General features: G+C 71.0%; 20 protein-coding genes. 9 read left to right on the top strand and 11 right to left on the bottom strand.

Annotation, left to right across the window (positions count from 1 at the left end; genetic code table 11):
* Positions 1 to 4 precede the first annotated feature (4 nt).
* Entirely contained in the window at positions 5 to 1,225 is a 1,221-nt protein-coding gene (locus tag OG698_RS35435) for an acyl-CoA dehydrogenase family protein (RefSeq protein ID WP_406107890.1), read from the top strand.
* 85 nt (positions 1,226 to 1,310) lie between these two features.
* Here OG698_RS35435 and OG698_RS35430 read toward each other — a convergent pair whose 3' ends face one another.
* The 3 genes from OG698_RS35430 to OG698_RS35420 are packed head-to-tail and all read right to left on the bottom strand — an operon-like array spanning position 1,311 to position 4,362.
* A complete protein-coding gene (locus OG698_RS35430; RefSeq protein WP_399970953.1) occupies positions 1,311 to 1,904 on the bottom strand; it encodes a TetR/AcrR family transcriptional regulator in 594 nt (197 codons plus the stop codon).
* A 26-nt stretch (positions 1,905 to 1,930) separates the two neighbouring features.
* On the bottom strand, positions 1,931 to 3,598 hold the full coding sequence (locus tag OG698_RS35425; RefSeq protein WP_406107888.1) for a class I adenylate-forming enzyme family protein: 1,668 nt from the start codon (positions 3,596 to 3,598) through the stop codon (positions 1,931 to 1,933).
* A complete protein-coding gene (locus tag OG698_RS35420) occupies positions 3,595 to 4,362 on the bottom strand; it encodes an SDR family oxidoreductase (RefSeq protein WP_329574864.1) in 768 nt (255 codons plus the stop codon). The genes OG698_RS35425 and OG698_RS35420 overlap by 4 nt, the downstream gene beginning before the upstream one ends.
* A 149-nt stretch (positions 4,363 to 4,511) precedes the next feature.
* Here OG698_RS35420 and OG698_RS35415 point away from each other — a divergent pair, with 149 nt between their 5' ends.
* Together OG698_RS35415 and OG698_RS35410 are read left to right on the top strand one after the other, a co-directional pair.
* Complete coding sequence (locus OG698_RS35415; RefSeq protein WP_406107886.1) at positions 4,512 to 5,762, top strand: exo-beta-N-acetylmuramidase NamZ domain-containing protein; 1,251 nt, start codon at positions 4,512 to 4,514, stop codon at positions 5,760 to 5,762.
* Positions 5,763 to 5,846: 84 nt separating this feature from the next.
* Entirely contained in the window at positions 5,847 to 7,172 is a 1,326-nt protein-coding gene (locus tag OG698_RS35410; RefSeq protein WP_234374723.1) for an MFS transporter, read from the top strand.
* A gap of 44 nt (positions 7,173 to 7,216) precedes the next feature.
* Here OG698_RS35410 and OG698_RS35405 read toward each other — a convergent pair whose 3' ends face one another.
* The gene (locus OG698_RS35405) at positions 7,217 to 10,072 is read right to left on the bottom strand and encodes a penicillin acylase family protein (RefSeq protein ID WP_406107884.1); all 2,856 of its coding nucleotides are present in this window, start codon (positions 10,070 to 10,072) and stop codon (positions 7,217 to 7,219) included.
* A gap of 256 nt (positions 10,073 to 10,328) precedes the next feature.
* Between OG698_RS35405 and OG698_RS35400 the strand changes: the two genes are divergently transcribed.
* The gene (locus OG698_RS35400) at positions 10,329 to 10,931 is read left to right on the top strand and encodes a hypothetical protein (RefSeq protein WP_406111479.1); all 603 of its coding nucleotides are present in this window, start codon (positions 10,329 to 10,331) and stop codon (positions 10,929 to 10,931) included.
* Positions 10,932 to 11,010: 79 nt separating this feature from the next.
* Here the strand turns inward: OG698_RS35400 and OG698_RS35395 are convergent, their stop codons facing one another.
* The 3 genes from OG698_RS35395 to OG698_RS35385 all read right to left on the bottom strand — a co-directional run bounded on the left by OG698_RS35395 (position 11,011) and on the right by OG698_RS35385 (position 13,455).
* Entirely contained in the window at positions 11,011 to 11,523 is a 513-nt protein-coding gene (locus OG698_RS35395; RefSeq protein ID WP_406107883.1) for a hypothetical protein, read from the bottom strand.
* Positions 11,524 to 11,641: 118 nt separating this feature from the next.
* On the bottom strand, positions 11,642 to 12,520 hold the full coding sequence (locus OG698_RS35390; protein WP_406107881.1) for an ABC transporter permease: 879 nt from the start codon (positions 12,518 to 12,520) through the stop codon (positions 11,642 to 11,644).
* Positions 12,517 to 13,455, bottom strand: a complete 939-nt coding sequence (locus tag OG698_RS35385) for an ABC transporter ATP-binding protein (protein ID WP_406107879.1) — start codon at positions 13,453 to 13,455, stop codon at positions 12,517 to 12,519. Before OG698_RS35385 ends, OG698_RS35390 begins: the two co-directional genes overlap by 4 nt.
* Before the next feature lie 132 nt (positions 13,456 to 13,587).
* Between OG698_RS35385 and OG698_RS35380 the strand changes: the two genes are divergently transcribed.
* Together OG698_RS35380 and OG698_RS35375 are read left to right on the top strand one after the other, a co-directional pair.
* Positions 13,588 to 14,805 carry a sensor histidine kinase gene (locus tag OG698_RS35380; RefSeq protein ID WP_406107877.1) on the top strand — a complete coding sequence of 406 codons (1,218 nt, stop codon included), beginning with the start codon at positions 13,588 to 13,590 and terminating at the stop codon, positions 14,803 to 14,805.
* Positions 14,802 to 15,464, top strand: a complete 663-nt coding sequence (locus OG698_RS35375; RefSeq protein ID WP_406107875.1) for a response regulator — start codon at positions 14,802 to 14,804, stop codon at positions 15,462 to 15,464. Before OG698_RS35380 ends, OG698_RS35375 begins: the two co-directional genes overlap by 4 nt.
* An 11-nt stretch (positions 15,465 to 15,475) precedes the next feature.
* Here the strand turns inward: OG698_RS35375 and soxR are convergent, their stop codons facing one another.
* Positions 15,476 to 15,943, bottom strand: coding sequence for a redox-sensitive transcriptional activator SoxR (gene soxR / locus OG698_RS35370; RefSeq protein WP_406107873.1), 468 nt, complete (start codon positions 15,941 to 15,943; stop codon positions 15,476 to 15,478).
* A 124-nt stretch (positions 15,944 to 16,067) separates the two neighbouring features.
* Between soxR and OG698_RS35365 the strand changes: the two genes are divergently transcribed.
* A complete protein-coding gene (locus OG698_RS35365; RefSeq protein ID WP_406107872.1) occupies positions 16,068 to 16,529 on the top strand; it encodes a MaoC family dehydratase in 462 nt (153 codons plus the stop codon).
* Between the two features lie 12 nt (positions 16,530 to 16,541).
* On the opposite strand, the gene OG698_RS35360 is transcribed toward OG698_RS35365, so the two are convergent.
* The 3 genes from OG698_RS35360 to OG698_RS35350 all read right to left on the bottom strand — a co-directional run bounded on the left by OG698_RS35360 (position 16,542) and on the right by OG698_RS35350 (position 18,811).
* Complete coding sequence (locus tag OG698_RS35360; protein ID WP_383092823.1) at positions 16,542 to 17,180, bottom strand: TetR/AcrR family transcriptional regulator; 639 nt, start codon at positions 17,178 to 17,180, stop codon at positions 16,542 to 16,544.
* Positions 17,181 to 17,254: 74 nt separating this feature from the next.
* Complete coding sequence (locus OG698_RS35355; RefSeq protein ID WP_375986794.1) at positions 17,255 to 17,545, bottom strand: YiaA/YiaB family inner membrane protein; 291 nt, start codon at positions 17,543 to 17,545, stop codon at positions 17,255 to 17,257.
* 114 nt (positions 17,546 to 17,659) lie between these two features.
* Entirely contained in the window at positions 17,660 to 18,811 is a 1,152-nt protein-coding gene (locus OG698_RS35350; RefSeq protein WP_406107869.1) for an acyl-CoA dehydrogenase family protein, read from the bottom strand.
* A 79-nt stretch (positions 18,812 to 18,890) separates the two neighbouring features.
* Here OG698_RS35350 and OG698_RS35345 point away from each other — a divergent pair, with 79 nt between their 5' ends.
* Complete coding sequence (locus OG698_RS35345; RefSeq protein WP_406107868.1) at positions 18,891 to 19,538, top strand: TetR/AcrR family transcriptional regulator; 648 nt, start codon at positions 18,891 to 18,893, stop codon at positions 19,536 to 19,538.
* Between the two features lie 43 nt (positions 19,539 to 19,581).
* The gene (locus OG698_RS35340; RefSeq protein WP_406107866.1) at positions 19,582 to 20,292 is read left to right on the top strand and encodes an ArsR/SmtB family transcription factor; all 711 of its coding nucleotides are present in this window, start codon (positions 19,582 to 19,584) and stop codon (positions 20,290 to 20,292) included.
* The last annotated feature ends 45 nt before the right edge of the window (positions 20,293 to 20,337 follow it).

The following is a 20,337-nucleotide window of genomic DNA, read 5'->3' as shown; positions in this document are numbered from 1 at the left end:
CGCAATGGACTTCGCATTCGACGCGCGCACCGAGGAACTGCGGGCCAAACTCCTCGGCTTCATGGACGAGCACGTGTACCCGGCCGAGGCCGTCGCGCACGAGCAGCGCGCGCAGCTCGCCTCCCCGTGGGACACCCCGGCCGTCGTCGAGGAGCTGAAGGCCGAGGCCAGGCGGCAGGGCCTGTGGAACCTCTTCCTGCCCGACGCCGAGTACGGCGCCGGGCTGACCAACCTCCAGTACGCGCCGCTGGCCGAAATCACCGGCCGCAGCCCGCAGTTGGCGCCCACGGCCCTGAACTGCGCGGCCCCCGACACCGGCAACATGGAGGTGCTGAGCCAGTTCGGCGACGAGCACCAGAAGAAGCAGTGGCTGGAGCCGCTGCTCGCCGGTGAGATCCGTTCGGCGTTCGCGATGACCGAGCCCGAGGTGGCCTCCTCGGACGCCACGAACATCACCACGCTCATCGAGCGCTCCGCCGACGGCTCCGAGTACGTCATCACCGGCCGCAAGTGGTACATCTCCGGGGCGATGAACCCGGACTGCAAGATCTTCATCGTGATGGGCAAGACGGACCCCGACGGCTCCGACATCCGCCGCCAGCAGTCCATGGTGCTCGTCCCCCGCGACACTCCCGGCCTCGAGATCCGGCGCGCCATGCAGGTGTACGGGTACGAGGACCACTACCACGGCGGTCACGCCGAGGTCGTCTTCGACCAGGTCCGCGTCCCCGCGAGCAACCTGATCGGCGAGGAGGGCGGCGGCTTCGCCATCGCCCAGGCGCGGCTCGGCCCGGGACGCATCCACCACTGCATGCGGCTGATCGGCATGGCCGAGCGGGCCATCGAGCTGATGTGCAAGCGGGCCGTGGCCCGTACGGCGTTCGGCAAGCCGCTGGCCCAGCAGGGCGTCGTACAGGAGTGGATCGCGGACGCGCGGGTCGCGGTGGAGCAGCTGCGTCTCCTCGTTCTGAAGACGGCCTGGCTGATGGACACCGTCGGCAACAAGGGCGCCCACACGGAGATCCAGTCCATCAAGATCGCCACGCCGCGCACGGTCGTCGACATCATCGACCAGGCCGTGCAGCTGCACGGAGCGGGCGGCGTCAGCCAGGACTTCCCGCTGGCCGAGCTGTGGGCGGGAGCGCGCACCCTGCGCCTCGCGGACGGCCCGGACGAGGTCCACCAGCGCTCGCTGGCCCGGCGCGAGCTGAAGAAGTACCTGTGACGCGGTGACCCCGTGACGGCGAAGGGCCCCCGCACTCGGCTCGAGTGCGGGGGCCCTTCGCCGTGTATCAGAGCGCGGAGCGGCGTCAGGGACGCAGTGCGCGCAGCAGCAGGTCCGCCAGGTGGTCCGCGACTTCCTGCGGGGCGAGCGGGCCGCCCGGGCGGTACCAGGTGGAGAGGTGGTGCACCGAGCCGAAGTGGTAGTCGACCACCAGGTCGGCGGGCGTGGCCGTGGAGAACACGCCGGCCTGCTGGCCCTCCTCGATGAGGGCCCTGAACCGCTCGTGGTAGCGCCGCCGCTCGGCCCGCACCTGCTTGTTCTTCTCCGGGCCGAGCTGGTGCATGGAGCGGAAGAAGATCGACGCGTCGTCGAGGTTCTCGATGGTCGTGACGACCACGTCGGCCGCGGCGTCGCGCAGCCGCTGCTCCACGGGCGCGTCGGCGTCCGCGAACGCGTCGAGGCGTTCCTGCTGCAGGCGGAGTACGCGCGCGTACACCTCGTGCAGCAGGTCGTCCTTCGAGCCGAAGTAGTGGTAGAGCGCGCCCTTGGTGACGCCGGCCGCCTCGACGATCTCCTGGACCGAGGTGCGGTCGAAACCGCGCTCGGCGAAGAGCCGGGTGGCGGCGGCGAGCAGCCTCTGAGGGACGGGCGTACCGTCTCCGTCCGACGTCCTGGGCACTGCCGCCACCTGCCTTTCTCCTGCGATCAGCTGTTCTGTGTACGGGAACGCAGTTCCCGCCGGAGGATCTTCCCACTTGTCGTCTTCGGCAGCTCGGGCAGGATCTCCACTTCGCGTGGGTACTTGTACGCGGCGAGCCGCTCCTTGCAGTAGGCGGACAGGTCGTCGGGGCCCACCGAGGCGCCCGGGCGCAGGCTCACGTACGCCCTGACCGTCTCCCCGCGATAGGGGTCGGGGACGCCCACGACGGCGGCCTCGCGCACGGCCTCGTGGGTGTAGAGGACGTCCTCCACCTCGCGGGGCCAGACCTTGAAGCCGGAGGCGTTGATCATGTCCTTCTTGCGGTCGACGACGTAGAGCCAGCCGTCGGCGTCCATGAAGCCGATGTCTCCGGTGCGCAGTTCGCCGTCCGGGAAGGACTCGGCGGTGGCGTCGGGGCGCTTCCAGTAGCCGGGCACGACCTGGGGGCCACGGACGGCTATCTCGCCCTGCTCGCCGAAGGGCACCTCCTGGCCGAGGTCGTCCACGATCCGGACGACGCTCTCGGGTCCCGGGACGCCGACGGCGAGGGTGCCGGAGACGGGGTCGACGGGGGCTTCCTTGCCGGGCGGCACGGAGGCGCAGGGGGCGGTGCACTCGGTGAGGCCGTAGCCGTTGTGGATGTAGGGGCCGAAGCCGGCCCGGAACTTCTCCACGAGGGCGGGCGGCACCGGCGCGCCGCCGGACGAGATCGACTGGAAGGACGCGAAGTGCTCGCGGGTCGCGGCCGGGTGTGCGGCGAGCGCCATGAACGCGGTGGAGGGACCCACGGTGTACGCGGGCCGGTGCTCGGCGAACGCGTCCAGGACGACGCCGGCCTCGAAGCGGTACGCGAGGGCGAGGGTGCCCGTGTTCGCGAAGGAGGACACCAGCTCGCAGACCATGCCGGTGATGTGGAAGAGCGGCGCGAGCCCGAAGTACGTGCCGCCTTCGGGGATGCCGAGTCCGGTGCGCTGGCGCTCGGCGTTGTACGTGATGTTGCGGTGCAGGTTCGTGGCGCCCTTGGGCGTGCCACTGGTGCCGGAGGTGTAGCTGATGAGCGCGATGTCGTCCGGGCGCGGGTCGCGGTCCTCGGGCGCCGCGTTGCCCTGGCGGGCGACCGTCAGGAGGTCGTCGGCGTCCTCGGCCTGCGGCTCGACGCGTTCGAACTTCAGGACGCGCTCGTCGCCCCGCGTCTGGAGGTCCAGCTCGCAGGCGGTGAGCACGATCCGTACGGGAGAGTCCGCGGCGGTCTCGCGCAGGTACGTCTCCCAGGCCCGGTCCGAGCAGATCAGGGCGGTGACGTCGGCGTCGTGCAGGACGTGGGTGACCTCGCCCGACTTGTACATCGGGTTGACCGGGACGACGGTGGCGCCCGCCTTGTAGGCGGCGAGGAGGCCGATCACGAAGTGCGGCGAGTTCTGCAGCATGAGGGCGGCGCGGTCGCCGCGTCCGAGACCGCGCGCGGCGAGGTGCCCGGCGACGGAGTCGCTGAGCTCGTCCAGCTCCCGGTAGCTGAGGCGGCCGTCGAAGTAGGCGACGGCGGTGCGGTCGGGAGCGGTGCGGACCGCGGCGCGGAAGGCGTGCAGCACGGAGTCGGCCGGGGTGACCGGGGCCCGCTGTGCCTCGGAGAGCCGGCCGAGCCATGGCTTGGCCGCGTAGATGGAGGAGCTCACTTCTGTGCGGCCTCCCACTTCTGCTGGATGTGGTTCATGTTCGACAGCCAGCGGTCGGGCGTCGCGGCCCTGGCCGCGTAGTAACCGGCGACCTCGGGGTGCGGGAGGATCAGGAAGCGGTCCTCCTCCATGCCCGCGAAGAGCGCGTCGGCGACGTCCTCGGGCTCGATCGCGGTCGGCGCGAGGACGAGCTCCCCGGCCGATCCGGAGGCGGTGAGCATGTCCGTACGCACGCCCTGCGGGCAGATCGCGTGGACCTTGAGCCCGCGGTGCCGGTAGGTGAGGGAGAGCCACTCGGCGAAGGCGTACGCGCCGTGCTTGGTGACGCTGTACGGCGCGGCGCCGACCATCGTGAGCAGTCCCGCCGCGGAGACGGTGGAGACGAAGCGGCCGCTGCCGCGCTCCAGCCAGCCGGGCAGCAGGGCCTTCGCGGCGCGGACGTGGGCCATCACGTTGACGTCCCAGGCATCGGCCCAGATCTGCTCGTCGGCGTCCTCGGTGCCGCCGGAGGCGAGCCCCGCGTTGGCGCAGTAGACGTCCACGGTGCCGTCCAGGGCGTCCAGTGCCTCGGGCACGATCTCGGAGGCGTCGCCCGGCACCGCCGTGGCGCCGATCTCGTCCGCGACCGCCTTGGCCTTCCCCGCGTCCAGGTCGTTCACGACGACGCGCGCTCCCGAAGCGGCGAAGCGGCGGGCGAGCGCGGCTCCGATGCCGCCTCCCGCGCCGGTGACGACGACCCCCGTGCCGTGCAGGCTGTCCACCATCGGTCTCCCTTGACTCGACTTTCCGTCACAGACTAAGCAGTCGGTCAGCTCAACGGAAGAGGTGTCGGCGGTCGGCTTCGTTCCGCGGGGGCGCGGCGCACGCTAGCGTGCGTGCACATGCCACCTTCCGCGATCACGGAGGTCACCACATGAACGTGTCCAGACGGAGCCTGCTCGCCGCCACCACCGCCTCCGCGGTGGCCGCCACGGCGGGCGCCGCGTCCCCCGCGCTCGCCGCGGAGAAGGACGGCGGCCGGCTCCGCACCGGTTTCGAGCGCCTCGCGGCCGACGGATACCGGATCCTCGCCGGGCAGAAGGTCGGCTTCGTGACCAACCCGACCGGCGTCACGCGCGACGTCAAGCACATCGTCGACGTGATGCACGCCGACGAACGGGTGAGGCTGACCGCGGTGTTCGGGCCCGAGCACGGCTTCCGCGGCACGGCGCAGGCCGGCGGCTCGGAGGGGCGCTACGACGACCCGGCGACCGGACTGCCGGTCTACGACACCTACTTGAAGAGCGGGCAGGCGCTGGCGGACATCTTCACCGCGTCCGGTGTCGACACGGTCGTCTTCGACATCCAGGACGCGGGAGCGCGCTTCTACACATACATCTGGACGCTCTACGACTGCATGGAGGCCGCGCAGCTCGCGGGCAAGAAGTTCGTGGTGCTCGACCGCCCGAACCCGGTGACCGGCCGGAACGCCTACGGGCCCGTCCTGCACAAGGAGTTCGCGACGTTCGTCGGCCGCCGCGAGATCTCCCAGGCCCACGGGATGACGGTCACGGAGCTGGCGCGCCTGTTCAACGGCGAGTACCTCGCGCACCCCGTCGAGCTGGAGACGGTCCGGATGACGGGCTGGAAGCGGCGCGACTTCTACGACGCGTCGGGGCTGCCGTGGGTGCCGCCGAGCCCGAACATGCCGACGCCCGACACCGCGCTGGTCTACTCGGGCACCTGCCTGTTCGAGGGCACGAACCTCTCCGAGGGCCGCGGTACGACCCGCCCCTTCGAACTGCTCGGCGCCGAGGACGTCGACGGGCGCTGGGCGGCCGCCGCCAATGAACTCCACCTGCCCGGCGTGGACTTCCGCGAGGCGTACTTCGCGCCGACCTTCTCCAAGTTCCAGGGCAAGACGATCGGCGGCGTGCAGATCCACGTCAGGGACCGGGCCGCGTACGACCCCGTACGCACCGGCATCGCGCTCCTGGTGACGGCGAAGAAGTCCTGGGCCGGCTTCGCGTGGCGCTCGGACAACTGGATCGACAAGCTCACCGGGTCCACCCAGGTGCGGACGATGATCGACGCCGGGGCATCCACGGACGACGTGGTCGCGTCCTGGCAGGGCGAACTGGCGGCGTTCCGGGCGGTGCGGGGCCGGTACCTGGCGTACAAGTAGGGCGCAGCCCCTGACGTCTCGCGATACGGGACGACCCGTTTCGCGTATTGACTGCCATGTACACGCACAACCACAGTGCAGTACGTGCTCAAAGACGACTCCACCAGGCAGAACACGGTCACCGGCGCGGATTCTGACGGGGACAGCCCCGAGAGCCTGCGCCGCGTGGCCGTCGCCAGTTTCATCGGGACCGCGATCGAGTTCTACGACTTCTACGTCTACGGAACGGCCGCCGCCCTCGTCCTCAACGAGGCGTTCTTCCCGAACCTGTCCTCCCTCAACGCGACCCTCGCATCCTTCTCCACGTACGCGGTGGCCTTCGCGGCCCGCCCCATCGGCTCGCTCCTGTTCGGCCACTTCGGCGACCGCGTCGGCCGCAAGTCCGTCCTCGTCGCCTCGCTGCTCCTGATGGGCCTGTCGACGGCGTGCGTCGGCCTGCTGCCCGGGTACGGCACCTTGGGCGTGTGGGCGCCGCTGCTGCTCGTCCTGCTGCGCTTCCTCCAGGGCGTGGGCCTCGGCGGCGAGTGGGGCGGGGCCGCGCTGCTCGCCGTGGAACACGCGCCGCGCGGCAAGCGCGGTCTCTTCGCCGCCTTCCCCCAACTCGGCCCTTCCGTCGGCTTCTTCGCGGCGACCGGCATCTTCTGGATCCTGTCGACGACGCTCGACGACGAGGCGTTCCACTCCTGGGGCTGGCGCGTGCCGTTCCTGCTCTCCTTCCTGCTGGTCGCCGTCGGCCTCTTCGTGCGGCTGAAGATCAGTGAGACGCCGGTGTTCGCCAAGGTGATGAAGGAGCAGGAGGCGAGCAAGGCGCCTGCGCTGGAGGTCTTCAAGCGGCACCCACGCGAGATCCTGCTCGGCGCGGGCGGCATGGTTGTCGCGTACGGGCTCTTCTACACGGCGACCACGTACTGCCTCGCCTACGGCACCACGACCCTCGGCGTCCCGCGCAACACGATGCTCGCGGTCTCGCTCGTCGCCTGCCTCTTCCTCGCGGCGGGCACCTGGCTGGCCGCGACCCGTTCCGACGCGGGCGGGCGCCGCAAGCTGGTGCTCGCCGGCGCCGGGCTCGCGGTGGTCTGGGGTCTGGTCCTCTTCCCGCTCATGGACACCGAGCAGCCCGTGCTGATCGCGCTCGCCCTGGGCGGCGCGCTGTTCTGCATGGGGGTCGTGTACGGGCCGATGGGCGCGTATCTGCCGGAGCTGTTCGGGGTGCGCGTGCGCTACTCCGGGGCGTCGTTCGCGTACAACCTGGGCGGGGTGCTCGGCGGCGCGGTGGCACCGCTCGTGGCGACGCGGCTCCAGGGCGAGTTCGGCTCGTCCTCGGTGGGCTGGTACGTCAGCGCGATGGCCGTCGTCTCCCTGCTCTGCGTCCTCGCCCTCCCGGAGACACGGGAGCGCGAACTCGGCTGACCTTCCATGGGGCGCGCACGGGCGTGCCCCATGGAAGCGGTCAACTACGGCCGGTGTGAGGGAAATTCGACGACCTGCTGGTACGTCGGACGGTTCTGCCACTGGATCCCGCGGTGCGTGATGCCGCCGAGCGCCCGGTGGATGATCGTGTCCGAGCACCACTGGTCGCCGGCCTTGCACGCGTCGTCGCCGGGGTAGACCTCGGCGGCGGGCTTGGCCGCGGCCTGTGCGAGCGTGGCTAGCAGGGCGTCGCGGCAGGCGTCGAGCTTGCCACCGCCGCAGTAGGCGGCGCCGAGCTTGCCCTTCACCGGCTGCCCGAGGACCGTACGCAGGTCCTTGTCGACGTAGCCCCACCAGCCGTACTGGAAGGCCGATCCCGCGTGCGCGCCGGTCGGGCCGTGGCCCGCGGACGGCGACTCGTCGACGGTCAGCCGGCCGGTGAGCGCCCCGTACAGGTCACCCCCGAGACCGGGTTCGAACTCGGCCTTCACCAGGAGCGGCCACCAGGCGTCCATGATGCGTACGGCATCCGGGTGCGCGTAGGTGTGCGAGCCGGCCGCGGTCTGGTTGCGCTGGGCGCCTCCCTTGCGCCAGGCCTCCAGCTGCTGCACGGCCTTGTTCAGGGCCGGGTCGTCGACGGGCTTGCTGCGGACGACCTTGAGGATCTCGGGCAGCACCTGCTCGCCCCGCAGATCCGTGAGGGCGGCCTCCTCCATGGCCTGGGTGAGCGAGGCCCTGGTGACGCCGCCGTCGGCGACGAGCCGCTTCACGCGCCCGTCGAGCAGATCGGCGCGGTGCACGGCGCCGAGGCTGAAGTTGGCGGCACCGAACCCCTTGGCCTGCTTGTTGTTCCAGGAGACGTAGTAGTCCTGGTCGACGGAGTTCGGGTGCTCGGACGGCGGCGTGTACGCGGCCGTGTTGTCCTTCGGGTCGAAGTCCCGCCACTCGTAGGCCTTTTCGGCCTTCACCGGGAAGGAGGAGTCGACGTCGTCGGCGCGCACCGGGTTGGCGCCGCTGTTGTAGTACGCGATGTCGCGCGAGTCGGCGTAGAACCAGTTGAAGGCGTAGCTGATGTGCTGCGCCGCCTTCTCGAAGGTCGCGGCGTCCTTCACGTACGACGGGTCGTTCAGCATCTGGAAGCCGATGATGGAGTCGGCCTCGTGCCGGTACGTCGAACGCAGTGAGGTGTAGGCGACGGGCTTGCCGTCGACCGTCGCGCGGTGCGTGACGATGCCGTACTTCGTGCGGAAGACCTGCATCCGGTAGGAGCCGGCCGCCGTGGAGTCGGCGAGGGTCGGCTTCCAGGCGTTCTTCTTCTCCAGCTTCTCCATGGGCATGCAGGTGCCGCGGTACAGGTAGTTGGTGGACTGCTTGGTGGGGGTGCCACCGCCCGGCTCGCACAGCTCCACCGCGTACGTGTCCGTGATGTCCTGGCCCGCCGAGGTCGCCGACCAGGCGTAGTCCTGGCCGCGGCCGAGCTGGATGTACATGCCGACGCCCGCGAAGGAGACGCCGCGCGCGCTGATGCCCGGGCCCTGGATCTCCTGCATCATCAGCAACTGCGGGGCGAAGTACCCGGTCTGCGGGCCGAACACGGCGACCGGATGGCCGGACGCGGTGTGCCTGCCGGAGACGAGGAGGGCGTTGGACATGCCCTTCTTCGAGTCGGAGTTCCGGAACGTGTCCGCGGGCAGCACGCCCTTGTCGTACATGCCCTGGAGCGGCTTGAGCTTCGCCGGTGCCTTGACGGGGGTCCTGCGCCCCGCCTCGGCCGGCTTGGCCGAGCCCTCTCGGTCGTAGACGAGCGGTTCGCTCTCGACGGTGCCCTTGTCGGGCAGCGCCTCCCCTCGCGGGTTCTTCGGCTTGGCCCCGTACGGGAAGCTCGTGCCGTCGTGGATGGTCGCCACGGCCTCGGGGTCGTCGCGCCCGCGGAAGGACTCCCAGACCTCGGTGCCCCGCTCGACGCCGTACTTCTGCTGCGCCGACAGGAGCGAGAGGGCCTGGCCGACCTCTCCCCCGCCGCCGCCTCCGAAGAGGCCGCCGACGACCGAGGCCAGCGCGATCATGTCGGTCACCTTGAACGGCTGGATCTCGCCCACGTTCGTGATCGCGTCGATCTTGCCGGTCAGGACGTACTCGCCGGGGAAGTAGCGGCCGTTCTTCGACTTCTCGCGATAGGCGTTGAGCCCGTCGATATAGGCCTGCGCGTCGTCCATGGCCTGCTTGCCGCGCTCGCCCTGCGTGGTCCTGATGTACTCGACCTGCCGCTCCAGGTCCTGCTCGGTGTACGGGGCCTGCGGCCAGAACTCCTGCTCGAGCCCCTGGTTCGCGAGGGCGCCGCCCGCGAACGACGTGAGCTCCCCGCGGCCGATGTGCCGGAACAGGTCGATCAGCCAGAGCCGGTCCTGACCTGCGGCGTAGCCGGCGCCGAACTCTGTTCCGTAACGCGTGGAACCTTTGACGTGGGGTACACCGTTCTTCTTGTCACGGGTGATCGTCACATCGTCGCGGGGGCGCGTGACGGAACCGACCTGACCATCGGGGACCCCGAAGGAGGAGTCGTTGAAGAACTGGGTGAGGGTGTCGTCCGTCAGGGACGGATACCCGGCGGAGAGCGCGTCGTAGGGGCCGAGTTGATCGTCGGCGTGGGCGGGCTGGGTGCCGAAGACGCGGTGGCCGAGAATCTCGGCCAGCGTGGCGCTGCCGTTCGCGCCGGGCGGCAGGATGTCCGCGCACCGGCCCGCGCAGTAGTCGGGCGCCGGTGGCGGCTCCGCGGCGGACGCCCCGCCGGCCGGGGACAGCAACCCCGCCGTGAGGACGAACACCGCTGTGGCGGCCGTGCGCTTGAGGGTTCCGCGGAGGCTTCTGTGCTGGGTGGTTCGTGGGGTGCGCCGTCGCATGCCTGATCCTCCCGACGATGGTGCGCCGGAGGTTACCGGCGGTAGACCCCCGGCTGAAGATGAACATGCGTCACTTTTTCGGAATCGCCACACGAGACCCCCTGGGGCGTACCGGCCCCAGGGGGTGCCGCTGATGGAGTCCATCGGAAATCGGATGGAACGGCATGGATCCGAATCGAGTGTCGATACGTCTATTCGGCGACGTCCGTTCGACGACGACGCCGAAGTACATGTACGTGTGACGGAGGTGCAGGCGATGGCCGGATTCCGGAGTCTGGCGAGACAAACGCGCGACCCGCGCAATGATCTGGCACTGCGGCGGTACTCGCTGCGCAAGTGCCTGGAGCGGTTTGCCCCTTACGGGCACCGTGCGACCTGGGACCACCTGTGCTCGCGGGCCGGGTTCGACCCCGAGGACCGCTCCCCCGAGCCGGCGCGGCTGACGGCCGCGCTCGACGAGCTCGAGGAGGCGCGGGCGGTCTGGCTCGCGTACGAGACGCAGTTCGCGGAGCGCCGCCGCAAGGAGAAGCACGACGGGCTGCGCAGGCCGGGCACGGTCGACGACTGGCATCGGCTGACCTGGGGCGGCTTCGGCGTCGCCTGGTGCGACGACCCGATGGTGCACCCCTCCGGACCCCTCGCGGAGGTCCTGCGGCGACTGATCGCGGCCCTGGAGCGCGAGCCCGGCACGGCCTGTCCCGTCTGCACCGGCACGGCGCTCCTCTGGAAGCACGACCTGGCGCACGAACCGTCGTCAGGACCGGTCTGCACCCACTGCGGCATCGTGGTGCCGCGCCCCGTCCTCACCCCCGCGTCCCTGGCCGGAGCCTGGCGGGCGCGGGTCCTTGTCTCGGCGTGAGCGCATCGGCACGAGCACGGCTGTGTGAGCACGACGGGGGTGCCGCCCATGAGCCGCACCCCCGGTCCACTCACCTGCCTCAGCCGCTCGGTGTGATCACGTCCGTCTGGACGGCCAGCTTGAACTCGGCGAGGACCAGCGGCGTACGGACCAGCGCGTCACCCGCGCCGCGCACCGAGATCTTCAGGCCGAGCGGGGTTCCCGGGTGCACGAACATCTGCCAGGTGTACGACCGGTACTGACCGCCGCCGGTCGGCGCGGAGTCCGTCGTGGCGGTCGAGTCGTAGCCGGTCGAAGCGGCGAGCGGGTCGCGCACAAAGCGCGCCCTGAACTCGCGCGGTCCGGAGTCCGGCTCCCAGAAGACCAGCGCGGACAGGGTGCCCCATCCGTCGTGACTCGGCCGGATCAGACCCGAGTGGGTGTCCGGGTACTTGGACCCCTTCGGCGGGTCGTGCATCTTCCAGGGGTCGTACGACTCCTCGCCCGCCGCGTAGGGGAAGCGGACGAGGTGGTAGCCGTCGCGGTCATAGGTGATCTTCTGCGGGCCCGAGCGTGCGGCCTCGTACTTCAGCGAGCAGATGGCGAGTCCCATCGCGTCTCCCCGTCCCCGTGATCCGTCGTGCCGTCATGTCTTCATGTCCTCATTCATCCCCAACTCCCCCGCGCGTGAAGACATCTGGACGGCCGGTTCCGGGTGCGGGTGCACGCTGTCACACGTCGCGGCGCCGTACGACGACCAGCGCCAGGACGAGCGCGACCAGCGGCCAGAGCACGTACACGGTCCAGCTTCCGCTGACCGTGGCCCCGTTGTACGCCTCGGCCGGCGCTCCGTAGATCGTGGCCAGGCGCTGCCACGCGTTGCGCACCATGCCGTTGGCGAAGGCGGCGGACAGCGGCTTGCGGGACGAGAAGAACACCGGCAGCAGGAGCAGGACGAAGGAACCGGCGACCACGGTGGTCGCGCTGTGCCGGATCAGGACGCCCAGGCCGAGGCCGACGAGCGCGCACACCGGGGCGAGCAGCGCGGACGCCGCGATCGCCCGCAGTGCGTCGGGGTCGCCGATCGGGATCGCGGCGTCCCGCCCGCTGAGGACGGCCTGGGCGGCGAAGAACGAGCAGAGGGCGACGACCGACCCGACCACGGTCCACATGACGACCTGCACGACGGCCTTGGCGAGGACCACCGCGCCGCGCGCGGGGACCGCCACGGTGGTGGTGCGGATGAGGCCGCTGCCGTACTCGCTGACCGTGGCGATCGCGCCGACGGCCACGGCGGCGAGCATCAGGGTCAGATACCCCTCCGCCGGAAAGGAATCGCCCAGCGAGAACGAGTGCTCCCGCTGCGCGAGGGCGCTGTAGGACGGGAAGTTGTTGTAGTCGGCGAGGGCCCGGCCCGCGGCGACGACTGTCACGACCAGCACGACCAGGACGACCACCCAGGGCGTGGAACGCAGCGAGCGCACCTTGATCCACTCGGCGGCGACGAGGTCGAGGAAGCGGGCGGGCGGTTCGTCCACCGCGGCTGCGATCGCGGTTGTCGTGGGGCGAGGCGTCAGGGATGCGGTGGTGCGGGGCGTCGGACTCGTCATCGGGCCTGACCCGCCTTTCCTGTGTCTCCCGACAGGTACTCGACGCTGCCGGCGGTGAGTTCCATGAACGCCTCCTCCAGCGAGGCCGTCCGGTTGGTCAGCTCGTGCAGCCTGATCCGGTGCTCGAACGCGAGCGCTCCGATCCGCTCGGCGGGCAGCCCGGTCACGGCGAGCCTGGCCGCCTCCGGCGGGCCGTGCGGCGCGACGGACGCACCGGCCGCCGTGAGGACGGCCGTCAGCTCACCGGCCTGCGGCGTCGCGACCAGCACGCTGAAGCGGGTGCTGCGCCCCGCGAACTCCCGTACGGACTCGGCGGCGATGAGACGGCCCTGCCCGATCACGACGAGCTGGTCCGCGGTGCTCTCCATCTCCGTCATGAGGTGACTGGAGAGGAAGACGGTGCGTCCCTCGGCGGCCAGGCGGCGGAAGAGACCGCGTACCCAGAGCACGCCCTCCGGGTCCATGCCGTTGATCGGCTCGTCGAACATCAGGACAGGAGGGTCGCCGAGCAGAGCCGCCGCGATGCCGAGCCGCTGCTTCATGCCGAGCGAGAACCCGCCGATGCGGCGCCCGGCCGCCTCGGTCAGGCCCACCTCGGCGAGCACCTCGGCGACGCGGCTCACCGGGATGCGGTTGCTGCGGGCCAGGGCGGCCAGGTGCGCGGTGGCGCTGCGCCCGCCGTGGACCTGCTGCGCGTCGAGCAGCGCGCCGACGTGGCGCAGGCCGCGCGGGTGGGTGCGGAAGGGGACGCCGCCGATGGTGGCGGTCCCGGCGGTGGGCGTGTCCAGGCCGAGGAGCATCCTCATGGTGGTCGTCTTGCCGGCCCCGTTGGGGCCGAGGAAGCCGGTGACCTGCCCGGGCCGCACGGTGAAGGAGAGATGGTCGACGGCGGTCTTGTCGCCGTACCGCTTGGTGAGTTCGCTGACTTCGATCACGAGGGCAACGGTGCCGGTGCAGGTGAGGGGCGCGCATCGGCCCGTCGGCGGCCTCCCCCGGGGCGCCGTGCACCCGTGGGATGAAGCCCGTGGGCTCATGTCACGGGCGGGCGGCGCACCTACGATCCCTGTGTGGACGCCACCTCGACACCCCCGCCGCCCGAGCGCACTTACAGGACGCTCCGCTCCCGCCTGACCTGGACCGGGGCCGTCCTGTACCCGATCATGGCGCTGCTCCCCGCGGTCAGCGCCGACCCGTGGGCGCCCGGCATCCTCCCGGCCTGCGGCTCGGCGCTCGCCGCGGTCCTGCTCGTCGGCCTGATCCGGCGCAGGCCCATGGCGGCCCTTGTCATGACGCTGCTCGTCACCGCCCTCCTGCCGCCGGTGGCCAAGTACCACGGCCCTGTGTGGTTCGTGCCGTTCGTCGCGGTCGACATCCTGCTCGGGTACGTCGTCGCGACGCGCACCCTGCGGGCGTCGGTGGTCGCCGTCTGCCTCACGTTCCTCACGCAGTTCCTGACGATCCTCGGCTTCACGCACGGCCCCGACCTCATCGTGATCGGGACGATCGCCCTCCTGGCGCTGGTCACCGCCTGCGTCGTGGGCCTCCTCGGCAGCGAGCGCCGCCGGTACGCGAATGAGCTGCGGTCGCACGAGGTCGCCGAGGCGATCACCGCCGAACGGCTGCGGATCGCCCGGGAGTTGCACGACCAGGTCGCGCACAGCATCGGCATCATCGCGATCCAGGCCGGTGTCGGCAGCCGGGTCATCGAGACACAGCCGCTGGAGGCGCGGGCCGCCCTGAGCGCCATCGAGGCCACGAGCAGGGAGACCCTGTCGGGGCTGCGGCGCACGCTCGTCGCGCTGCGCAGGTCGGGTCCTTCGGCGGAGTCGGGGGCGGCGCCGTACGGACCCGCGCCGGGCCTCGGTGACCTGGAGCGCCTCGCGGCCACGACCACGGACGCGGGCGTCGAGGTCGACCTGCGGTGGAGCGGGCAGCGGTGTCAACTGCCGCCCGACATCGACCTGTCGGCGTACCGGATCGTGCAGGAGGCGCTGACCAACGTGGTCCGGCACTCGGGCGCCGGGCGGTGCCACGTGAGCGTCGGGTTCGGGCAGGATGAACTGTCCGTGGAGATAGTCGACGAGGGGCGCGGGATGCGGGGCGCGGGGTCGGGCGTGGGGTTCGGGATCACCGGGATGCGGGAGCGGGTGGCGCTGCTGCACGGGGAGTTCAGCGCGGGGCCGGTGCCCGGGGGCGGCTTCCGGGTGGCGGCGCGGCTGCCGCTGCCGGAGCCGACGGCCACACCGCCGGAGGACACCGCCGTGGCCGGGGCGGACGCCCGATGACCGTGCGCGTGGTGCTCGCCGACGACCAGCCGCTCGTGCGCTCCGGGCTGCGCGTCCTCATCGCCGACACCCCCGACCTGGAGGTCGTCGGGGAGGCCGCGAACGGCGAGGAGGCGGTCCGGCTGACGAAGGAGGTCAGCCCCGACGTGATCGTGATGGACATCCGGATGCCGGGCATGAACGGGATCGAGGCCACGAGCCTGGTCACGTCCGGCCCGGGGGCGACCCGGGTGCTCGTCCTGACCACCTTCGACGAGGACGACCACGTCTACGGCGCGCTGCGCGCCGGCGCGAGCGGTTTCGCGGTCAAGGACATGGCGCTCGACGACATCCTCGCCGCGATCCGGGTCGTCGCGGCCGGGGACGCGCTCATCGCGCCGGGGATCACCCGACGTCTCATCGCGGACTTCGTGGGCCGCCCCGAGCCGTCGCCCGCCCGCACACCGCGGCGGGTCGAGGGCATCACCGAACGGGAGCGCGAGGTCCTGACACTGGTGGGGCTCGGCCGGTCGAACAGCGAGATCGCGGACGAGCTCTACATCACCGTGGCCACGACCAAGTCGCACGTGGCGCGCCTGTTCACCAAACTGGGCGCCCGGGACCGGGTCCAACTGGTCATCATCGCCTACGAGTCGGGGCTCGTCTCCACACCTCGCTGAGCGGCTGCGCCTCAGGCGCCCTCCCGGTTCTCCTTCATCAGGCGGGAGCCGGTGAGGCGTTCACCGAACACGTCGTCCGGGTTCGAGAGCACACAGTTGTCCAGGGACAGACAGCCGCACCCGATGCAGTCGGTCAGATGGTCGCGCAGGCGTCCCAGCTGGGTGATGCGCTGGTCCAGTTCGGAGCGCCATGCCTCGGAGAGGTGCGCCCAGTCCTCGCGGGTCGGGGTGCGCCCCTCGGGCAGCTCGGACAGCGCGTCACGGATCGTGGCGAGCGGGATGCCGACGCGCTGCGCGGCGCGGATGAACGCGACCCGGCGCAGGGTGTCGCGCTGGTAGCGGCGCTGGTTGCCCGTCGTGCGGCGGCTGCTGATCAGGCCCTTGGCCTCGTAGAAGTGCAGGGCCGAGACGGCGGCTCCGCTGCGCGCCGACAGCTGACCGACGGTGAGTTCGTGGATCTTCACTGAAATCTGGGGCACTGTGCCGAGCCTACTGGGCGGACCCTGAAATCGTTGACAGAGGTCGCCCGCCCTAGCATGCTGAGCAAGCGCTTAGACATCGCCTTAGAGATCCGCACATGGTGCATACATGGGAGGCCACGACATGGCAGAGCCGAGGGTTTTCGCGACGGTCGACGAGCTGCGCGCGGCAGTGGGCGAGCAGCTGGGGTACAGCGACTGGGTCGAGATCGAGCAAAAGCGGATCGACCAGTTCGCGGACGCCACGGGTGACCACCAGTGGATCCACGTCGACCCCGAGCGCGCCAAGGACGGGCCGTTCGGCACGACGATCGCGCACGGCTATCTGACCCTGTCGCTGCTCCCCCTCTTCGGGCCGCAGCTGATCCAGGTCGACGGCATGAAGATGGGCGTGAACTACGGGACGAACAAGGTCCGCTTCCCCGCCCCCGTGCCGGTCGGCTCCCGGCTGCGCGCCACCGCGAAGATCACCGGCGTCGACGACGTGCCCGGCGGCGTCCAGGTCTCGGTCGCCTTCACCGTGGAGCGCGACGGCGGCGACAAGCCGGTGTGTGTCGCCGAGTCGGTGTCCCGCTACTACCTCTGAGCTCCGCCGGGGTCAGGAAACCCGGACCCCCACCATCCGCAGGACGAGGTCGGCGTACAGCGCGCCGACCTCGTCGGGCGTCCGGCGGCCCTCCGTGTTGAACCAGCGCGCCACGTCGATGCAGAGCGACAGCACGGCCAGCGTGGTGCCCGGGACGTCCGGGACGTCGAATTCCCCCGCCTTCACACCGTCGTTGATGATCTCGCGCACGGTCGCGTCGCTCTCGCGGCGCAGGGCCACGATCTCGGGCCGGTGCTCCTCGCCGAGCGAGTCCAGCTCGTACTGCACGACGCGCGCCGTCAGATGGCGTGCCGCATGCCAGCGGACGAAGGACCGTACGGCCTCGGAGAGCCGCTCGGAGGCGGTGCCCTCCTCGGCGGCCGCGTCCTTGAGGATCTCCAGGGCCTTCTCGTGGCCGATGCGGCTGATGCGGAGGAGCAGGTCCTCCTTGGTCCGGTAGTGGATGTAGAGCGCGGCCGGGCTCATGCCGGCCCGGCTCGCGATGTCCCTGGTGGTGGTCGCGTGGTAGCCGCGCTCCGCGAACGCCTGGACGGCGGCGATCAGCAGCCGCCTGGCCGCGTCCGGGGTGACCTCGGCCCAGGACATGTCGTCCGTGGCAGCCTCGTTCTGGCCGTGCCGCTCCGCGCTCATCGCTCGCTCACATCCTCCCGTGGACAGGACGAACACCATACCCCTAGAGGTGAGCGAGCGCTTAGTTCCGTATGTCAGGCGACGGGCTTGAAGGGATCGTGCTCGGCGAGGATCTTGTCGATGCGGGCCTGGTCGATACGGCTGACGACCTGATCGACCTCCTGACGGTCCCGGATGACCTTGGCGAGCGTGAACGCGGAGGTCGTCAGATAGAGGACGGCGATGGCGAGGAAGCCGCGGACCCAGCCGCTGGCCTCGATGCGGTAGATCCCGACGGCTGTCGCAACGAGCGCGAGCGCGAAGGAGGCGACGGCCTGTCCGTAGAAGGCGTTGGTGGTCCTGTGCTTGACCGGTGTGTCACTCATGGGCGACAGCATGGAGCGGACGGGGGCGCACCCCCATCCGCTCGCGTACTCAGAAACGTACTCAGAAGCCGGGCCGAGAAGCCGGACTCGGAAGTCTGACTCGACAGCCCGGTCTCAGAAGGCCGATACGCCGGTGAGCGCGCGGCCGATGATGAGCTTCTGGATCTGGCTGGTGCCCTCGTAGAGGGTCATGACGCGGGCGTCGCGCAGGAGTTTGCCGACCGGGTACTCGTCGATGTAGCCGTAGCCGCCGAAGACCTGGAGGGCGTTGTTCGCGCAGCGCACCGCGGCCTCGGAGGCGAAGAGCTTGGCCTTGGAGGCGGCGGTCGCGAAGTCCTCGCCACGGTCGATGAGGTCGGCGACGCGCCAGGTCAGCAGGCGCGCGGCGTCCACGTCGACGGATATGTCGCTGATCAGCTCCTGCACCAGCTGGTACGAGGCAATGGACTTGCCGAACTGCTCGCGCTCCGCCGCGTATCCCACGGCGGCGTCGAGCGCGGCCTGCGCGATGCCGACGCAGCCCGCGGCCACCGACATGCGCCCCTTGGCGAGCGCCGACATGGCGACGGAGAAGCCCTTGCCCTCCGGGCCGAGCATCGCGGAGGCGGGCACGCGGACGTCCTCGAGGACCAGTTCGGCGGTGGCCTGGCCGCGCAGGCCGAGCTTGCCGTGGATGGTGCGGCGGGTGAGGCCGGGGGTGTCCGTGGGGACGAGGAAGGCGGTGACGCCCCTGTGTCCGGGGGCGTCGGTGGAGCGGGCGAAGAGGAGGACGACGTCGGCCCAGGTGCCGTTCGTGATGAACATCTTGGAGCCGTTGATCACGTAGTCGTCGCCTTCGCGGACGGCCCGGGTGGTGAGGCTGCCGGCGTCGGAGCCGGTGCCGGGTTCGGTGAGTCCGAAGCAGCCCAGGGCCTCGCCGGCCGTGAGCCGCGGCAGCCACTGCCGCTTCTGCTCCTCGGTCCCGTAGGACTGGATCGTCTTGGTGACCAGGCCCAGCGAGACGGAGACGATGCCGCGCACGGACGAGTCGCCGCGCCCCAGCTCCTCCGTGACCAGGCAGTACGCCAGGTGGTCGCCGCCCGAGCCGCCGTACTCCTCGTCGATGGTCAGGCCCAGGAAGCCGACGTCGCCGAGCTTCTTGACGATGCCGCGGTCGACCTCTTCGGCGCGGTCCCAGCCGACGACGTTCGGGGTGATCTCGCGCGCCACGAAGTCCTTGGCGAGCTGACGGACAGCCGTCTGCTCCTCGCTGAGCTCCAGATTCATGGACCACACCCCAGGCATGAGTGAATGAGCACTAAATTAGCACTGCTAGTTTTTGGTTGACAGCCCTACTATGTGCCGCATGGCCCGACCGCGCAAGCCCCTCCTGAGCAGAGACCGCATCGTCACGGCAGCGCTCTCTCTCGTCGACGCCGAGGGCCTCGCGGCCGTCTCCACGCGGCGGCTCGCCGCCGAGCTGGGCGTGAGCGGCCCCTCGCTGTACAACCACTTCCGCACCAAGGACCAGATCCTTGAGGCGGTCGCCGACTCGGTGAGCGCGCAGGTCGACCTGTCGATGTTCGACGCCGCGGACGGGCGCGACTGGCACACGGCCCTGCACGACTGGGCGGTGTCCTACCGGGCGGCTCTGCTCGCGCACCCCAACATCGTCCCGGTGCTCGCCCAGGGGCCCGGGCGCAGGCCCGCGGGACTCCGGCTCGCCGATGCCGTGTTCGGCTCGATGGTGGACGCGGGCTGGCCCCCGGCGCAGGCCACGTCGATCGGCGCACTCATGCGGTACTTCGTGACGGGCTCCGCGCTCGGCTCCTTCGCCGGGGGCTTCGTCGACGACGAGACGGCGTACGACCCCGCCGACTACCCCCACCTCGGCCAGGCGCACCTGCTCGCCGACCGCCAGGAGCTGATCGACGAGCGGGCCTTCGAGACGGGCCTGCGGGCGCTCCTCGACGGGCTCACGCTGCAGTACGAGCAGGTCGCAGCGCTGCACTGACGTTTCGGCGGCCACCGAACCGTGCCGGGCGCATCCTGGACCCATGAAGTCCAGGGAACCCGGCGCACCGCGCCTCGCCGCGCTCGCCGCACTGATGGCCGACGAGACCCGCGCGGCCTGTCTGCTCGCCCTGCTCGACGGGCGGGCGTGGACCGCCGGTGAGCTGGCGCGGCACGCGGGGGTCGCGGCGTCGACGGCGAGCGAGCATCTGGGCAAGCTCGTCTCGGGCGGCCTCCTCTCCGAGGAGCGGCAGGGGCGCCACCGCTATGTGCGGCTCGCGGACGCGCGGGTGGCGGGGCTCGTGGAGGAACTCGCGGCGTACGCGGCGCCGGACGGCGGGGAGCGGCCGCGAACACTTCAGGCCGTGAGCGCGCGGGACGCGATGGCGCGCGGGCGTACCTGTTACGACCATCTCGCGGGCCGTCTCGGTATCGCGGTCACGGACGCGCTGGTCCGGCGCGGGGACCTGCGCACGGATACGGGGTTCGCGCTGACCCCGCAGGGGGTGGACCTGTTCGGCGCGTTGGGGATCGGGCTCGACCGGTCGGGGCGCCGGCCCCTGGCGCGGGCGTGCCTGGACTGGACCGAGCGCCGGCCGCATCTCGCGGGGACGGCGGGCGCGGCCCTGTGCAGCCACGCGTTCGACGCGGGCTGGGTCGTGCGGATCGGGTCGGAGCGGGCCGTGAAGGTCACGCCGGCCGGGGAGCAGGCGTTCGGGGACGCCCTGGGGATCGAGGCGGAGGCGCTGCGCTAGCGGCGCCCGGGGATCGAGGCAGTGGCTCTGCGCCGGGAGGGGGCT

This window comes from Streptomyces sp. NBC_01003 (assembly GCF_045162695.1).
Lineage (GTDB): Bacteria > Actinomycetota > Actinomycetes > Streptomycetales > Streptomycetaceae > Streptomyces.
This window is presented reverse-complemented; position numbering and strand designations above follow the sequence as displayed.

What these genes read in the sequence shown, in the direction of transcription:
- OG698_RS35435 (WP_406107890.1), top strand. Translation starts at nt 5, where the DNA reads ATGGACTTCGCATTCGACGCGCGCACCGAGGAACTGCGGGCCAAACTC.
- OG698_RS35420 (WP_329574864.1), bottom strand. Translation starts at nt 4,362, where the DNA reads ATGGTGGACAGCCTGCACGGCACGGGGGTCGTCGTCACCGGCGCGGGA.
- OG698_RS35415 (WP_406107886.1), top strand. Translation starts at nt 4,512, where the DNA reads ATGAACGTGTCCAGACGGAGCCTGCTCGCCGCCACCACCGCCTCCGCG.
- OG698_RS35405 (WP_406107884.1), bottom strand. Translation starts at nt 10,072, where the DNA reads ATGCGACGGCGCACCCCACGAACCACCCAGCACAGAAGCCTCCGCGGA.
- OG698_RS35400 (WP_406111479.1), top strand. Translation starts at nt 10,329, where the DNA reads ATGGCCGGATTCCGGAGTCTGGCGAGACAAACGCGCGACCCGCGCAAT.
- OG698_RS35395 (WP_406107883.1), bottom strand. Translation starts at nt 11,523, where the DNA reads ATGGGACTCGCCATCTGCTCGCTGAAGTACGAGGCCGCACGCTCGGGC.
- OG698_RS35390 (WP_406107881.1), bottom strand. Translation starts at nt 12,520, where the DNA reads ATGACGAGTCCGACGCCCCGCACCACCGCATCCCTGACGCCTCGCCCC.
- OG698_RS35375 (WP_406107875.1), top strand. Translation starts at nt 14,802, where the DNA reads ATGACCGTGCGCGTGGTGCTCGCCGACGACCAGCCGCTCGTGCGCTCC.
- OG698_RS35365 (WP_406107872.1), top strand. Translation starts at nt 16,068, where the DNA reads ATGGCAGAGCCGAGGGTTTTCGCGACGGTCGACGAGCTGCGCGCGGCA.
- OG698_RS35360 (WP_383092823.1), bottom strand. Translation starts at nt 17,180, where the DNA reads ATGAGCGCGGAGCGGCACGGCCAGAACGAGGCTGCCACGGACGACATG.
- OG698_RS35355 (WP_375986794.1), bottom strand. Translation starts at nt 17,545, where the DNA reads ATGAGTGACACACCGGTCAAGCACAGGACCACCAACGCCTTCTACGGA.
- OG698_RS35350 (WP_406107869.1), bottom strand. Translation starts at nt 18,811, where the DNA reads ATGAATCTGGAGCTCAGCGAGGAGCAGACGGCTGTCCGTCAGCTCGCC.
- OG698_RS35345 (WP_406107868.1), top strand. Translation starts at nt 18,891, where the DNA reads ATGGCCCGACCGCGCAAGCCCCTCCTGAGCAGAGACCGCATCGTCACG.
- OG698_RS35340 (WP_406107866.1), top strand. Translation starts at nt 19,582, where the DNA reads ATGAAGTCCAGGGAACCCGGCGCACCGCGCCTCGCCGCGCTCGCCGCA.